Here is a 14,427-nt window from a genome sequence, read left to right as displayed (position 1 = left end):
CGGTAGATTGAAGGCGTATAAATTTATAATTACCAAATCTTAAATACTTAGCCTAATGAAACCGAAGATATTAGCATGTTTTCTTGCATGCACTGTTATGGCCTTTGGTCAAAGTGAAAGAGATATTGTCAAAAGAATTGACAGTATAAATTCAAAAGCTATTTCACACTATTCCAATCAACAAATACTAGATTCTTTTAAAGAATTTAACAAAGCTAAAAAGTTATCAGACTCTATTGATGATAGTTATGGTAAAGCTATTTCTAGTTATAATTTGGGAAATATATATTTCTTAATGCAAGAATTTACCAATGCCAAAGCTAGTTATTTAGATATGTTAGAGGCAGCCAAAAACTCTAATGATATGAGTTTAATAGCCCAAGCTTATTTAAGTTTAGGTGAGTTTGAAAAAGAAGTAGCATCTCCAGAAATTGCATTAAATCATTTAGAAAAAGCTTTAGCATATATTTCAAATAGCAATTATCTAGGAATGAATGAATATGATAAAATGCAATTTGAGTCTGTTTTATTAAAATCAAGAATTAATCTTTGTGAATTATACCTTGGCAAAGCAGATTTAGATAAAGCTTTAATAAACCTATTAAAATTAGGTGAAATAATTAATGCTAATAATAAATTTAAAACCTCGTACATAAGTAGTGAGTTTAATTATTTATATGGTGTTTATTTTTTGAATAAAGAACTTTATAATAATGCTCAAAATAAATTTAAGGAAGCACTAGATATTCTTAAAAAAAACAAATCAAAAAATGGTAAAAAAATAAACATCCAATTTGTGAAGATTTATGATAAATTGTCTGAATCATACGCAAAATCGGGTAAAAATGAAGAAGCATATTTAGCTTTACTAGAGCACAATAAATATAAAAGCAAATTTATTAATGATAAAAGAATTAGTTACGAAGCTATTACCAAATCTAAGTTTCTTATAGAAGATTATAAAAATGATGCTCAATTAGCAGAAACTGAAAAAGTGCTTCTTCTACAGAAAGCAGATGAAATTAAAGCTACAAATTTTGTAATAACAATTGCGTTGGTTTTATTAGTTCTTACATTAGTTTTATTATTTAATGGTTATAGATCAAAAAGAAAATTAAATAAAGTTTTAGGAGAGCAAAATAGTATTTTAGAATACGCAAAGAATGAGGCTATAAAGTCTTCTGAGTTAAAATCTAATTTTATATCTAATGTAACACATGAGCTAAGAACACCCCTTTATGGTGTGGTTGGTATTACCTCATTATTACTTAAAAACAATAATTTAAGTGCTAATGATAATAAAATGTTAGAATCTTTAAAATATTCTGGAGATTACCTTTTAAACTTAATAAATGATGTTTTACAATTTGGTAAAATAGAGTCTAAAAAATTAGAGCTAAAAAAAGTAACAGTAAATTTAAGAGAGCTAATACAAAATAATGTTAACTCATTTGAATATAGATTACAGGAAACAAATAATAAAATAATTACTACCATTGATGATAGTGTGCCTAAATATATTAAGTGTGATGGTGTTAGATTGTCTCAAGTGTTAATTAACTTAATAGGGAATAGTGTTAAATTTACTGAGAGCAGTTACATTTATGTAAAAGTAAAGACCCTAAATTTAAGTAATGATAAAGTAAGATTGCACTTTGAAATTCAAGATGATGGTAAAGGAATTCCTAAAAACAAGTTTAATACTATTTTTGAGAATTTTCAACAATTAGATCAAGAAAGTAATACTAATTACCAAGGTACTGGCTTAGGGCTTTCTATAACAAAAAGATTAGTAGAACTTTTTGGTGGCAAAATTGTACTTGAAAGTGAATTAGGTGTAGGAACCACTATTAGTTTTGATTTAGATTTAGAAATTGATAATGACAAAAAACTAGAAGAAACTATTAAAGAATCGGTTAGTAAATTAGTAGACCTAAAGCAAAAATATAAGGTTTTAATTGCAGAAGACAATAAAATAAATCAAATAGTAACTAAAAATTTATTAATTAAGCAAAATTACGCATGTGTAGTGGTTGAAAACGGAAAAGAAGCTATAAAAGCTTTAGAAAATCAATCTTTTGACCTTGTTTTAATGGATATTAATATGCCTATTATGAATGGTATTGAGGCAACAAAAATCATTAGAGAAAAGGGAAAAAAAATACCAGTAATTGCACTAACAGCTGCTGATATTGATTATGTTAAAAAGAATTATAATGGTATAGGATTTACAGGTATTTTAACCAAACCATTTGATAATAATGAGTTTTTTCAAATGATACTGTCCAGTATTCAAGATAGTAAAAAATATAATAATGTTTTAGAAAAGGTTTCTTAAATCACAGTTTTTCGGCTAATAGTTAAACCATCTCTAATTGGTAAAAGCACAGTTTCTAATCTAGAGTCTTCCTTTAATAATTTATTATACTCAAGTAAAGCTTTTGTAGACGTGTCATTGGGTTTTAGTTCTTCAATTACTTTACCACTCCAAAGCACATTATCAGATAAAATAATGCCTCCAAGGTTTAGTTTATCAATAATAATATTGTAATAATTAGGGTAATTATCTTTATCAGCATCAATAAAAATTAAATCAAATGTTTTGTCAAGTTTAGGTATAATATCTAAGGCATTTCCTAAATGCTGAATGATTTGATTTCCATAATTAGATTTATCAAAATACTTTCTTTGAAAATCAACCAATTCTTCATTAACATCAATAGTATGTAAAATACCATTTTTTTGCATGCCTTCTGCTAAACACAAAGCAGAATATCCTGTGTAAGTGCCAATTTCTAAAATATTTTTGGGGTTAACCAACTTAGAAATCATACTTAGCAAGCGTCCTTGATAATGGCCACTTAACATACGTGGTTGTAGTATTTTCTGGTATGTTTCTCGGGTTAATTGTTGTAAAAGTTCTGGTTCGTTTTCAGAGTGAGCTACAACATAAGCGTCTAATTCTTCAGGTAAAAAATGCATTAAGATAAAATTCTGTTTATTAGTTTTTCTTTAGCGGTGTCATTGTCTCCACAAAGCCATTGTATTACATTATCTTCCCAAATAGCATCATATTCTTCTTGGTTTAAAATATGTCGTTTCATTGCTAAATCTAAAATTTTACCAGGGTAAGATGATTGTTTGTCGCTTTCCATTTCACCTAAAGGGTAGGGATCATCAAGTCCCATAAGTACCTGTTTAGCACCATGGTTTTTTATTAATAATTCTAACCCGCCCGTATCATGTACTAAGGTGTCAAAGAAAATATTTTTATGTCCTACAGCTTTTCTTGGGTGGTGTTTGCCTTTAAATAAATCGGGTCTGCCATCAAACCCTTGAATGCGTCTTCCTAAGTTAATTTGTGCTAACTGTCCGCCATGAGCAAAACAAGTGCGCATATTTGGGTATTTTTCTTGGTAGCCGTTTAATGTTAAAAAATGATAAGCATCGGCACATTGCGCTAACATCCAAATTAAATGAAAACGCCATGCAGTATTTTCTAGCTTAATAAATTTTTCACCATCATAGGGGTGAATTTCTACAGCTAAATTATATTTATTAGCCAATTCAAAAAGTGGCTCATTTTCTTCATCATAAATACAACGCCATGTTCCAATGGTGTCCATATAATGTGTAGGTAAGCATAATAATTGTAAACCATGCTCTTCTACACAGCGTTCAATTTCCCAGCAAGCACTTCTTACAAAACCAGGGTGTACCACAAAGCCGCAAGTAAATTTATTGGGGTAATTATGTTGTATTTTAGCATTAAAGTCGTTTTGAAAACGCAATGCTTTTTTCATCTCCTCAACACGCAAACCATTACCGTAAAGTTGAGAAAGATTAAGTACTACAGCATGGTCTATTTTATTGCGCTCCATCCATTCAAGCTTCTCATGTAAAAAGAATGATGAATCTGTTACAGGTCTGCTCCAATCTTTTTGAAGCATGTATTTTCGGTCTTTATCAACCCAAAAAATCCCTTTTTCACGCATATAGTCGGGTATTTCCTCTGGGTAAGGAAGTAAATGTGAATGACCGTTTATTCTAAGTTTTTTTTTCATTAAACTGTTCTAAACTTTCTTAGGAGGTTCCATAATAGTACCGCATTTTTTGCAAGTTCGTTTTTTTTCATTACTGTAAAATTTATCAAAAATCACAGGCATATCGGTTTCTATATCGTCTAATTTAAATTTTTTACGGTACAGTAAATTATCACAGTTTTCGCAATACCATTCTAGGGCGTCTTTCATTTTTTTAGACCTCGGATATTCTATTACCAAACCAACGGTATTGGCACTACGTTGTGGTGAGTGTGGTACTTTTGCAGGTAACAAATATATATCGCCTTCTTTAATATGAACATCTTCGGGTTTCCCGTTGTTCATAATTTTAAGCACCATATTACCTTCTATTTGATAGAAAAACTCTGGGGTTTCGTTATAATGGTAATCTTTTCTGTTGTTGGGACCTCCAACCACCATAACAATGTATTCTCCATCTTTCCACACACATTTATTACCTACTGGAGGTTTTAATAAGTGGCGGTTTTCATCAATCCAAGCTTTAAAATTTATAGGAGAAACTAATTTACTTTTACTCATAATTTTTTGTGTTTTGGCGTGCCCTTTCAGGTCAGGCTTTCGGTAGTCGCTTTTTTGTATTAAAACAAAAAGAGCTTCAACAATACCTCAATCCTTCACGCAAATATTTGCTATGTTTAAAGTTACAAACTTTTTGTTCTTCCACCATCAATGGGTATGTTAATTCCGTTAATATAAGCAGCGCAATCACTAGCTAAAAAAACCACAGCATTGGCTACTTCTTCGGGTTTAGCAAATCGTTTTGCCGGTGTGTAATTTTTCATTATTTGTGCCATTTCATCAGGCGTTCTTTCTTCAATAGTGGCTTTAATTTTAATAATTTCATTGAGTCGTTCAGTTTCAGTAAACCCGGGTAGCACATTATTTACTGTAATACCAAATGATGCTACTTCGGTAGATAAAGTTTTACTCCAATTACCCACTGCGCCTCTAATGGTATTACTTACTCCTAACATAGGAATGGGTTCTTTAACAGAGGTTGAAATAATATTAATAATTCTACCAAATCCTTCCTTTTTCATAAAAGGAATGGTAGCTTGGGCTAATACATGATTGCACTTAATGTGCATGGTAAAGGCGTTTTCAAATTCATCTAAGCTAGCATTTAAAATATCACCACTTCTAGGGCCACCTGTATTGTTTACAACAATGTGAAATCCGTAATTTTTGTCAATAAACTTTATAACCTGTTCTTGTAATTCTCTAGGTTTAGAAAAATCAGCAACTATATAACTATGATTTCTATGCTGAGGTAATTCTGTTAAAACCGCTTTTAATTTCTCTCTATTTCTAGCAACAAGAGTTACATTAACGCCTTCTTGGGCTAATGCAATAGCGGTAGCTTTACCAATTCCTTGTGTGCTACCACATACTAGGGCATTTTTGTTATTTAAGTTTAAATTCATAGTATTTTATTTAAGTCCAGCAATTCTATCGTCTTCTAAAATAGCTTCGGTTTCTTTTTTAACTTTTTCTAAAATAATGTTTATGTTGTCTGTTATTGAAATGCTATTATCAGCTAACATATTTAAAATGGCTTTATCTTGCGCGCGTCCTTTTAGCATAGCCTCTCTATAACCTGTGTTTTCATTAAAAGTTACTAAACTATATTTTGATGCATAATCTTCTGGAAACTCCTTTTCTAAAGCCATTTCTATTTTGCGTTTTTCTTGAAATATCGGATTAGCTACGTGATCTTTCATTTCATGAAAATTATCTATAGCTAAATCTGCAATGGCATCGGTGTCTTTTTTTCTGGCGTTTTCGTAGGCTTTAAAAATAGTTTCCCAATTGTTTTTATGTTGGTCTAAAATAGTATCAAATACCACCACATCTTCAAAAGCAGCATTCATGCCTTGACCGTAAAAAGGCACAATGGCATGAGCTGCATCACCCATTAAAAGTGTATTACCTTTATAGTGCCAGGGAGAACATTTTATAGTGCCCAAAGGCGATGTTGGATTGGTAAAAAAATCGTCTAATAAATTGGGCATTACAGCTAATGCATCTGGAAACTCTTTTTGAAAAAATTCTAAAACCTTAGCTTTTGTTGTTAGATTGCTAAAATTATATTTGCCCTCATTATAACTTAAAAATAAGGTAACTGTAAAACTACCGTCTAAATTTGGCAATGCAATGAGCATAAAACTACCACGGGGCCAAATATGAAGTGCATTTTTATGAATTTTATATTCACCATTTAACTTAGGTAATATACTCAGTTCTTTGTACCCATGAGTTAAATAGTTTTGCGAAAAACTAAACAAGAATTTTTTACCTAAATAGTAACTTTTACGCATTATAGAACCCACACCATCTGTGGCAATAATTACATCGGCATCTTCAATAAACTCATTTTTTGTTTGATTATCTTTAAAAAGAGCTGTTGTTTTTTCAAAGTTTACCGATTTACATTTTTTATTGAAATAAATATTTACATTTTCATGCTTTTCGGCTTCATTTAAAATGAGGGCGTTTAAATCTCTTCTAGAAATGGAGTTGATGTATTCATGGTCTTTACCGCTATAATTTGATTGAAACGTATTGCCATGAATGTCATGAATCATTCGTCCATTCATGGGGATGCAAAGTTGTTTTACTTTGCTTTCTAAACCAACCAGTTTCATGGCTTTATTGCCACGATTAGAAAATGCTAAATTTATAGATCTACCTGCCGAAATATTAACTTTTCTAAGGTCTGGACGTTTTTCAAAAACGGTAACATTAAAACCGCGTTGACCTAAACGTAAGGCTAATAAGGAGCCACATAAACCTGCGCCTATAATAAGAATGTTTTGTTTTTTATGCATTTAAAATACCTTTCAATCGTTCAACTAAATTATAAACATCTTTAAAAGAATTATATAAGGGAACTGGAGCACAACGAATGACATCAGGCTCTCGCCAATCACTTATCACACCAGCTTTGGTTAATTTGTTGTGTAATGCTTTATCGGCTTTTTTAACCTGAATAGATAATTGGCAACCCCGTTCTTCAGGGGATTGTGGTGTTATAATTTGTATAACATCTTCTCCTAAATTTTTCAGTAAAAACTCTAAGTAACCTGTTAATTTTTTAGATTTTTCCACAAGTTTATCAAATCCTACGTCGTCAAATAAATCTAAAGAAGCTTTTATAGCTGCCATAGATAAAATAGGCGGATTGCTTAATTGCCAACCTTCAGCACCTGGTAGTTGATCAAATTCATCACGCATTTTAAAACGTGTTTTTTTGTTATGGCTCCACCAACCTGTAAAACGGTTTAAATCTTTTTTATAAGCATGTTTTTCATGTACAAAGCATCCGGCTAAACTTCCAGGACCAGAATTTAAATATTTATAGGAACACCAAACAGCAAAATCTGCTCCAGAATCATGTAAGTTAAGTTTAACGTTACCTGCGCCATGAGCACAATCAAACCCCACCATACAACCATGTTTATGCCCAAGTTCTGTAATGCGTTTTAAATTGAAAAACTGACCAGTATAATAATTAACACCACCAATCAATATTAGTGCTATTTCGTTACCATGTTGGTTTAAAATATTTTCTAAATCTTCATAGCGAAGCAGTTCTTCGTTTTTTCTAGGTTTCCATAAAACAAGCCCTTCTTTATCATCAAATCCGTGATGGCGTAATTGTGATTCTACGGCGTATTTATCAGAAGGAAAGGCATCACTTTCAATAAGAATTTTATAACGTGTTTTTGTGGGTTTATAAAATGAAACCATCATAAAATGAAGGTTAGCAGTAAGTGTATTCATTACCACCACTTCAATGGGTTTTGCTCCAACCACTTTAGCCATACTTTTAGTTAAAAACTCATGGTATGATAACCACGGATTTTTGGCTTCAAAATGCCCTTCAACACCTAAATTAGCCCAATCTTCAAGTTCTTGATTTACATAGGCTTTGGTTTGTTTGGGTTGAAGTCCTAAAGAGTTGCCCGTCATATAAATAAGTTCATTTCCTTCTTTATTTTTAGGGATATGAAATTTATTTCTAAAATGTGCTATTGGGTCATTTTGGTCAAGTTTTAAAGCGTAATCTAGACCTAATTTATAAGTAGACAAGGTGTTTTAGTTTTCGGTTATTAACAAAAATAAGCAATATAAAGTTAGAAAGAAACAGTACAAAAAACAAATGAAAAAGCGCACCAACCATTGATTGATGCGCTTTGATATATATAGACGCTAATGCGGAAAAATTATATTTTTCTTTATATACGTTATTAGACGGTATTTAGATGTTAACCTTACAGCTAGAAGTAAAATTATTTTAAATTAATTGTAATATTTTTAAGTTGTGCAACCTGCTTACCATCAAGAGTTTTATGGTTTAATGCAATTTTAATGCCGTTAAAATTTTGGTAGTTTTCAAAGGTGTTAATTAAAGAAGGTTCTTTAGTGTTTCCTCTTCTAAAAACCCATTCTCTAATAATATAATCATCATCAAAAAAAATATCGTAAGCATCACCAGGGGTGTAGCCACCATTGTTTGGGTAGGTTATTGTTATTTTATTCATTATTGTTTTGTTTATTGGTGATGTTTCTTTTACCATTTGAGATATTGATGCCGTTTTATCCCATACTAGTTGAAACGGAATTAAAAGCCAGAATTTATCATTTATAAAGGCACGATCTACCGTTAAAGAAGTGCTATCTACTAATGTTTGGTTATAGCTTATAGTGTCTTCTTTTGTAGTTAAAATGATGTCATTGGTTTTTACAGACCATTTCCAACTTCTTTTTTCACCAAAAGTGAATGACATATTGGTAACCTTATCCCAATTTTCAAATCCATGGGCTTTGGCTATTTTTTGAGTAACGGTTGGTTCTTTTTGACAAGAAAAGCCTAAAATCAATAATATAAAAGCAAAACAAAAGTTTTTCATAATTTAGAATTTCTGTAAATATATAATTAACATGAGTAATACCGAACATTATTTTAAAACTAACAAGGCTACTTGGAATGAAAAAGTTAAAGTACATGCCAAAAGTGACATGTATGATTTAGAGGCTTTTAAAAAAGGAAAAACATCATTAATGCCTTATGAGTTGCATGCGTTAGGAAATGTGAAAAACAAGTCTTTATTGCATTTACAATGTCATTTTGGGCAAGATACCTTAAGTTGGAGTAGGATGGGAGCTAAATGTACTGGAGTAGATTTAAGTGATGAGGGTATTAAACTTGCAAAATCTTTAAATACTGAATTAAATTTAGACGCTAAATTTGTTTGTTGCAATGTGCTTGATACTTCAGAATATGTAAAAGATACTTTTGATATTGTTTTTACAAGTTATGGTGTTATTGGTTGGTTACCAGATTTAAAACCTTGGGGACAAATGATTGCCGAAAAACTTAAGAAAGGAGGCGTGTTTTATATGGCAGAATTTCACCCAATAGTTTGGATGTTTGATTATTTAAATGATAAACCAATTATGAAGTATGGCTACATGCAAAAAGATGTTATTTATGAAGAATACCAAGGTACATATGCAAATGAAGCCTCTAAGATGATTAGTAAAGAATATGGTTGGAATCATGGTTTAGGTGAAGTAGTTTCTGCTTTAACCGAAGCAGGATTGCATATTGAGTATTTAAAAGAATATTATGAAAGTCCTTATAATGTACTGCCAAATTTAGTTAAAACTGAAAAAGGACTCTTTGAAACTAAAGATAAATTGTATCCTTTAATTTTTGAAATTAAGGCTAGTGTTATTTAGGTGATTTGTTAACGTGTTGAATATGGCATTAGCAGGCAAAATAAAGATTAATTTTTACCATAAACAAGCTAAATATATCAAATTTGGGTTTATGTACAAGCTCTGTTATTTACTATATACGGTGCTCTACGTTAGCTTTTCATTTAATATTTTCCAAATTTGGTCAAAATCATCACTCCATTCATTTTTCAAAAATTTATCTAATAACAGTTTTCTTATCTTATGATATTTGTATAAACTAATTATTTCATTTGGTGGTTCTCTCCATTTATTGAAAATCACATCAGATCCTTTGAAATGAGATAAAAGTTTTTTATAAATTATCTCAGATTTTTCAATAGTTTCATACACATCGATTAACCGTAAATCGTATTCAATTTTATCTTTATTTTTATCTAGATGAGCATATTGTTTATTTCTTAATTTTTTTACCTTTTCAAGATTGCGTTCAATTAAATCATCTATTTGAAACTCTATTTGGCTCAAATCAGTTTGAGTCATTTGTTTATTCCATTCAATTTTATTGATATTGGATTTTGCAAAATTGATGGTCTTTTTTAAGCTAAAATGCTCCTCTGGATTCAATATTTTATGAATGTCCAAGACTAAAATTTTTACTGAATTAAAATATGTTCTATAAAGAAATTTTGATTTATCTACAGCAATTTTAAAATATTCTTTTTCTGTATTTGATAAATGTTGAATATCACTTTTTAATATTTCTAATTCTACTAAGAGCTTATAAGTTTCGCTCAATTTTTTTTCAAATATGGAATTCGGATTTTTCATTTTTAGCTTATAACTAACTTTAATAATATGAGTTGTTTTAACAACTCAAATCAGTCGTTAAACTAATATAGCGAAAATCCTACAAAACAAAATGAATTTAATGAGCTTCTTCTTTAAGTAATTCTTTAGGGAATTTAGACTTAAACTTATTTAAACGTGGTATTGATGTGCCTTGAATATAGGGGTGGTTTGGGTGTAAGCGTTCAAAATTTTGATGGTAATCTTCGGCTATCCAAAATTTTTGGAATGGATATACTTCTGCGGCTATTTTAGCATTTAATTTTTTAGCTAAGGCTGCTTTCTTTTTTAAAATAATTTGTTTTTGCGCTTCGTTTTGGTAAAAAATAATAGAACGGTATTGTGAGCCATGATCCGGACCTTGGCCATTTACCTGTGTTGGGTTTTGTGATGCAAAATACACATCTACCAGAGTTTCAAAACTCACTATACTGGGGTTGTAAATTATTTCAACAGTTTCGGCATGCCCTGTGCGTCCGGTATTACTGGCCTCGTAAGTTGGGAAATCTGTGTGTCCGCCAGCATAACCAGATATTGATTCTTCTACACCTTTAACACTTTCATAAATGGCTTCTACGCACCAAAAACATCCACTAGCAAAATAGGCTCTAGCTTTTCCGTTTTGTATTGGAACTTCAACAGGTTTAGCGTTAATAACATTTTCTTGCTTTTTATTTGTTTGTGCATTGTTTTTGCAGTTAAAGCATATAGTGATAATTAAAAGAGCTATTAAGTTTTTCATAATTTTTTTTATTTAAGACGTTAAAACTTTGTGACCTTAACAAACTTATTGCAAAAAAAAATCCTCTGAAAAAGTTAAGGTTTAAAATTTTATGGTGTTTAGTCTATAAATAAATGTTGCAAAATCAACTTATCAAGAAAGTAAATAGAATATAAATAATGCAAAGAATAGATACATTATTCTTACTGTAGAAAGCAATACCTATATAAGCCTATAATAACAAAAGACTTCATTTGAGTCTTAACAAGAAAACCCCTAACTTTATGCACAAAAAACAGAGAAAGAAACTTCTCTAGATAAATTAAATTTTATTAAAGCTATTAACCTATTTTTTAGGAAGATTCAATTTATTATAAATAAAAAATATTTTTGGGCGTTACCTTTCAGGTCGGGCTTTCCGCGTTACATGGTAACTTGCTGCAATCCCTAACGCAAAGACACAACTTAAACGTTACATGCAATTACAGTATTCATTTATAATTCCGGTATATAACAGACCCGATGAAATTAAAGAACTTTTACAAAGTTTTAAGGAGCTACAAACCAATACAACTTTTGAAATTGTAATTGTTGAAGATGGCTCATCAATTACTTCAAAAAAAGTAGTAGAGCTATTTAATGAAAGATTGAATATATCATACTATTTTAAAGAAAATTCAGGTCCGGGAGATTCACGTAATTACGGCATGCAAAAGGCAAAAGGCAATTACTTTATTATACTAGATAGCGATGTTATTTTACCCCAAAACTACCTTACAGAGGTTGAAAAAAGTTTAACAGAAAACTATGTAGATTGTTTTGGTGGTCCAGACGCAGCCCATGAATCGTTTACCAATCTTCAAAAAGCTATTAATTTTTCAATGACCTCATTTATTACAACGGGTGGTATAAGAGGAAATAAAAGTAGTGTAAACACTTTTCAACCTAGAAGTTTTAATATGGGTATTTCAAAAAAGGCGTTTAATGCTTCAAAAGGTTTTGGACGTATTCACCCTGGTGAGGATCCCGATTTATCTATTAGGCTTTGGAATTTAGGTTTTAAAACCAAACTCATTCCAGGGGCTAAAGTATATCATAAACGCAGAATTTCATGGTCTAAATTTTATACTCAAGTTAATAAATTTGGACTGGTAAGACCCATTTTAAACAAATGGCATCCTTCTACTAAAAAAATAACTTATTGGTTTCCAACTGTGTTTTGCGTTGGTTTTGTGTTGGCTTTGGTGCTCTTTTTGTTCAATTTAAAGTGGCTCTTTTATTTATATTTATTGTACTTTGTATTGGCTTTTGTATTGGCTACAATAAATACAAAAAGTTTAATAGTTTCTATACAAGCTATAGTAGCAATTTGTATTCAATTTGCAGGGTATGGATATGGGTTTTTAAAATCTACTTGGGCTGTAAGTGTTTTAAATAAAAACCCAGAAACGTATTTCCCAAAATTGTTTTTTAAGCGGTAATGATAAAAAAAATAAAATCAGAAATATCAAAATCCATCAAGAATAAAAGAATCAATGTTTTTTTGTTATTCTTGCTGTTTTCATTTATAATTTTAATTTTTTCTAAGTTATCAAAAGATTATACCAATACAATTTCATTTAGAATAGATAAAGTAAATGTTCCTCAAGAACAAGTTATTTTAAATGATTCTGCAACATTAGATATAACACTTAAAACACATGGTTTTAAATGGCTTAATTATTACTTTAAAAAACCTAAAGTAACTATTGATTTTTCTAAAGATGTAACCAAAAAAGACTCAAAATACATATACAATAAATCTAAAGCGTATTTAAATAATACCCAATTTGACAAACAAGTAGAAATATTAAGCATCTCTCCAGATACCTTAATTTTTAGATATGATGTTAATATGGTAAAAAAAGTTCCAGTAAAGTTAAATGGTAATATAAAATTTAGCGCAGGTTATAGCACTAATAATCCTATTTTGTTAGAGCCAGATTCTATTACAGTAATTGGCCCGCATGTTTTGGTTTCTAAAATAGAATATTTAGAGACTAAAGAAATTGTATTAAATGATATAAGAACCAATTTAAATGAAAAAGCCCCAATACAACTGCCAGATAACAGTTCAGATTTAAAGTTTTCTAATACCTCTGTAAACTTAAAAGCAACTGTAGAAAAATTCACAGAGGGAACTTTAAAAATACCTGTTAAAGTTATTAATATTCCAGAGGGGGTTAATTTAAAATATTTTCCTAAAGAGGTTAACGTATCTTATTATGTAAGTCTAAATAACTTTAATACTATAAAAATTAATGACTTTAATGTGGTTTGTGATTATGCAAAAATAACAAGTAATCAATCGGTTTTGGTTCCAGAATTGGTTTCATATCCAAGCATAGTTAAAAATGCCAAAATCAACCAGCATCAAATAGAATTTATAATTACAAAATGATTATTGTTGGATTAACAGGAGGAATAGGGAGTGGTAAAACTACAGTTGCTAAACATTTTAAAAGTTTAGGAGTTCCAGTTTATATTGCCGATGAAGAAGCTAAAAAGCTAATGAACAAGTCTAAAGTTATTAAACGAAAACTTATTAAGCTTTTTGGAGAGCAAGCTTACGTTAATGGTAAACTCAATAAGCCCTTTATTGCTAATATTATTTTTAATGATAAGTCGTATTTACAAAAAATGAATGCTATTGTACACCCTAGAGTAGCAAGACATTTTGAAAAGTGGACTTTAAAACAAGAGTCACCATACGTAATTAAAGAAGTAGCTATTTTGTTTGAGAACGGAGGGTATAAGCTATGTGATTTTGTTATAACTGTAACAGCCCCAAAAGAAATAAGGGTAGTAAGGCTTTTAAAAAGAGATAATACTACTAAAGAAAAAATAGAAGCCATTATGAAAAATCAATGGACAGATGCAGAAAAAGTAAAACTATCAGATTTTGTTATAGAAAACACTAAACTACAAAACGCACTAAATCAAGCGGATAGAATTCATGAAATACTTTTAAAAAAAAATGACTAACTTAAGACTTTAACATTTTTGTTAAGGTAAGGTTAAAACATAGGT

General features: G+C 30.2%; 14 protein-coding genes. 5 read left to right on the top strand and 9 right to left on the bottom strand.

Annotation, left to right across the window (positions count from 1 at the left end; genetic code table 11):
- The first annotated feature begins 55 nt into the window (after positions 1–55).
- Positions 56–2,338: an ATP-binding protein gene (locus tag J1D01_RS04160; RefSeq protein ID WP_421149937.1), complete on the top strand. Its 2,283-nt coding sequence runs from the start codon at positions 56–58 to the stop codon at positions 2,336–2,338.
- Here the strand turns inward: J1D01_RS04160 and J1D01_RS04155 are convergent.
- The 7 genes from J1D01_RS04155 to J1D01_RS04125 form a co-directional block, all read right to left on the bottom strand.
- A complete protein-coding gene (locus J1D01_RS04155) occupies positions 2,335–2,982 on the bottom strand; it encodes an O-methyltransferase (RefSeq protein WP_372937342.1) in 648 nt (215 codons plus the stop codon). The genes J1D01_RS04160 and J1D01_RS04155 overlap by 4 nt on opposite strands.
- Positions 2,982–4,064, bottom strand: coding sequence for an amidohydrolase family protein (locus J1D01_RS04150; protein WP_421149936.1), 1,083 nt, complete (start codon positions 4,062–4,064; stop codon positions 2,982–2,984). Before J1D01_RS04150 ends, J1D01_RS04155 begins: the two co-directional genes overlap by 1 nt.
- 9 nt (positions 4,065–4,073) lie before the next feature.
- A complete protein-coding gene (locus J1D01_RS04145) occupies positions 4,074–4,604 on the bottom strand; it encodes a 3-hydroxyanthranilate 3,4-dioxygenase (RefSeq protein ID WP_421149935.1) in 531 nt (176 codons plus the stop codon).
- Positions 4,605–4,726: 122 nt separating this feature from the next.
- Positions 4,727–5,509, bottom strand: a complete 783-nt coding sequence (locus tag J1D01_RS04140; protein ID WP_421149934.1) for an SDR family oxidoreductase — start codon at positions 5,507–5,509, stop codon at positions 4,727–4,729.
- A 6-nt stretch (positions 5,510–5,515) separates the two neighbouring features.
- Complete coding sequence (locus tag J1D01_RS04135; RefSeq protein WP_421149933.1) at positions 5,516–6,913, bottom strand: FAD-dependent oxidoreductase; 1,398 nt, start codon at positions 6,911–6,913, stop codon at positions 5,516–5,518.
- Entirely contained in the window at positions 6,906–8,177 is a 1,272-nt protein-coding gene (gene kynU, locus J1D01_RS04130; protein ID WP_372937337.1) for a kynureninase, read from the bottom strand. The genes J1D01_RS04135 and kynU overlap by 8 nt, the downstream gene beginning before the upstream one ends.
- Positions 8,178–8,377: 200 nt before the next feature.
- Positions 8,378–8,998, bottom strand: coding sequence for a hypothetical protein (locus J1D01_RS04125; protein ID WP_421149932.1), 621 nt, complete (start codon positions 8,996–8,998; stop codon positions 8,378–8,380).
- Positions 8,999–9,029: 31 nt separating this feature from the next.
- On the opposite strand from J1D01_RS04125, the gene J1D01_RS04120 reads away from it, so the two are divergent.
- On the top strand, positions 9,030–9,830 hold the full coding sequence (locus J1D01_RS04120) for a class I SAM-dependent methyltransferase (RefSeq protein ID WP_421149931.1): 801 nt from the start codon (positions 9,030–9,032) through the stop codon (positions 9,828–9,830).
- 126 nt (positions 9,831–9,956) lie between these two features.
- On the opposite strand, the gene J1D01_RS04115 is transcribed toward J1D01_RS04120, so the two are convergent.
- The gene (locus J1D01_RS04115) at positions 9,957–10,619 is read right to left on the bottom strand and encodes a hypothetical protein (RefSeq protein ID WP_421149930.1); all 663 of its coding nucleotides are present in this window, start codon (positions 10,617–10,619) and stop codon (positions 9,957–9,959) included.
- 97 nt (positions 10,620–10,716) lie between these two features.
- A complete protein-coding gene (gene msrA, locus J1D01_RS04110) occupies positions 10,717–11,379 on the bottom strand; it encodes a peptide-methionine (S)-S-oxide reductase MsrA (RefSeq protein WP_421149929.1) in 663 nt (220 codons plus the stop codon).
- Between the two features lie 455 nt (positions 11,380–11,834).
- Here msrA and J1D01_RS04105 point away from each other — a divergent pair, with 455 nt between their 5' ends.
- Genes J1D01_RS04105 through coaE form a run of 3 tightly spaced genes read left to right on the top strand, consistent with a single transcriptional unit; the run spans position 11,835 to position 14,382 of the window.
- Positions 11,835–12,839, top strand: a complete 1,005-nt coding sequence (locus tag J1D01_RS04105; protein WP_421149928.1) for a glycosyltransferase — start codon at positions 11,835–11,837, stop codon at positions 12,837–12,839.
- Positions 12,839–13,798, top strand: a complete 960-nt coding sequence (locus J1D01_RS04100) for a CdaR family protein (protein ID WP_421149927.1) — start codon at positions 12,839–12,841, stop codon at positions 13,796–13,798. Before J1D01_RS04105 ends, J1D01_RS04100 begins: the two co-directional genes overlap by 1 nt.
- Positions 13,795–14,382 carry a dephospho-CoA kinase gene (coaE, locus tag J1D01_RS04095; protein WP_421149926.1) on the top strand — a complete coding sequence of 196 codons (588 nt, stop codon included), beginning with the start codon at positions 13,795–13,797 and terminating at the stop codon, positions 14,380–14,382. The genes J1D01_RS04100 and coaE overlap by 4 nt, the downstream gene beginning before the upstream one ends.
- Positions 14,383–14,427 lie beyond the last annotated feature (45 nt).

This window comes from Seonamhaeicola sp. NFXS20 (assembly GCF_049132085.1).
Taxonomy (GTDB): Bacteria; Bacteroidota; Bacteroidia; order Flavobacteriales; family Flavobacteriaceae; genus Seonamhaeicola.
The sequence above is the reverse complement of the archived record's forward strand: the minus strand, read 5'-3'. Positions and strand labels throughout refer to the sequence as shown.

What these genes read in the sequence shown, in the direction of transcription:
- J1D01_RS04100 (WP_421149927.1), top strand. Translation starts at nt 12,839, where the DNA reads ATGATAAAAAAAATAAAATCAGAAATATCAAAATCCATCAAGAATAAA.
- coaE (WP_421149926.1), top strand. Translation starts at nt 13,795, where the DNA reads ATGATTATTGTTGGATTAACAGGAGGAATAGGGAGTGGTAAAACTACA.
- J1D01_RS04155 (WP_372937342.1), bottom strand. Translation starts at nt 2,982, where the DNA reads ATGCATTTTTTACCTGAAGAATTAGACGCTTATGTTGTAGCTCACTCT.
- J1D01_RS04105 (WP_421149928.1), top strand. Translation starts at nt 11,835, where the DNA reads ATGCAATTACAGTATTCATTTATAATTCCGGTATATAACAGACCCGAT.
- J1D01_RS04145 (WP_421149935.1), bottom strand. Translation starts at nt 4,604, where the DNA reads ATGAGTAAAAGTAAATTAGTTTCTCCTATAAATTTTAAAGCTTGGATT.
- J1D01_RS04125 (WP_421149932.1), bottom strand. Translation starts at nt 8,998, where the DNA reads ATGAAAAACTTTTGTTTTGCTTTTATATTATTGATTTTAGGCTTTTCT.
- J1D01_RS04115 (WP_421149930.1), bottom strand. Translation starts at nt 10,619, where the DNA reads ATGAAAAATCCGAATTCCATATTTGAAAAAAAATTGAGCGAAACTTAT.
- J1D01_RS04135 (WP_421149933.1), bottom strand. Translation starts at nt 6,913, where the DNA reads ATGCATAAAAAACAAAACATTCTTATTATAGGCGCAGGTTTATGTGGC.
- J1D01_RS04160 (WP_421149937.1), top strand. Translation starts at nt 56, where the DNA reads ATGAAACCGAAGATATTAGCATGTTTTCTTGCATGCACTGTTATGGCC.
- J1D01_RS04120 (WP_421149931.1), top strand. Translation starts at nt 9,030, where the DNA reads ATGAGTAATACCGAACATTATTTTAAAACTAACAAGGCTACTTGGAAT.
- J1D01_RS04150 (WP_421149936.1), bottom strand. Translation starts at nt 4,064, where the DNA reads ATGAAAAAAAAACTTAGAATAAACGGTCATTCACATTTACTTCCTTAC.
- msrA (WP_421149929.1), bottom strand. Translation starts at nt 11,379, where the DNA reads ATGAAAAACTTAATAGCTCTTTTAATTATCACTATATGCTTTAACTGC.
- J1D01_RS04140 (WP_421149934.1), bottom strand. Translation starts at nt 5,509, where the DNA reads ATGAATTTAAACTTAAATAACAAAAATGCCCTAGTATGTGGTAGCACA.